The sequence below is a fragment of the Bradyrhizobium sp. CFUWI genome (assembly GCF_056429085.1).
On record NZ_JBWJZE010000336.1, the window covers coordinates 1 to 381 of the forward strand.

Consider the following 381-nt stretch of genomic DNA (forward strand, 5'->3'; position numbering starts at 1 on the left):
ATGGAGGGCCGGGCCTCGGGCGAGTACACCGAGGGCTACACGTCGATCATCCGCCGCCAGCCGGTGGGCGTGGTCGGCCAGATCGCGCCGTGGAACTACCCGCTGATGATGGCCGTCTGGAAGATCGGGCCCGCGCTGGCCACGGGCAACACGGTGGTGCTGAAGCCGGCCGAGACCACCCCCGTCTCCACGCTGAAGATGGCCGAGCTGGCGGCGGAGATCTTCCCCGCCGGAGTGCTGAACGTGATCACCGGCCACGGTGAGCCCGCGGGCTCGTCGCTCGTTACCCACCCCGAGGTAAACATGGTCTCCCTGACCGGCTCGCCGGGCACCGGGAAGTGGATCGCCAAGGCCGCGGCGGACACGCTCAAGAGGGTGCAC

The 381-nt window shown here is 69.8% G+C and carries 1 protein-coding gene; it reads left to right on the forward strand.

The annotated features are described in order from the left end of the window. Positions 1-381, forward strand: a 381-nt coding sequence (locus AC066S_RS40075) for an aldehyde dehydrogenase family protein (RefSeq protein WP_478272107.1), incomplete at both ends; no start/stop codon positions are given.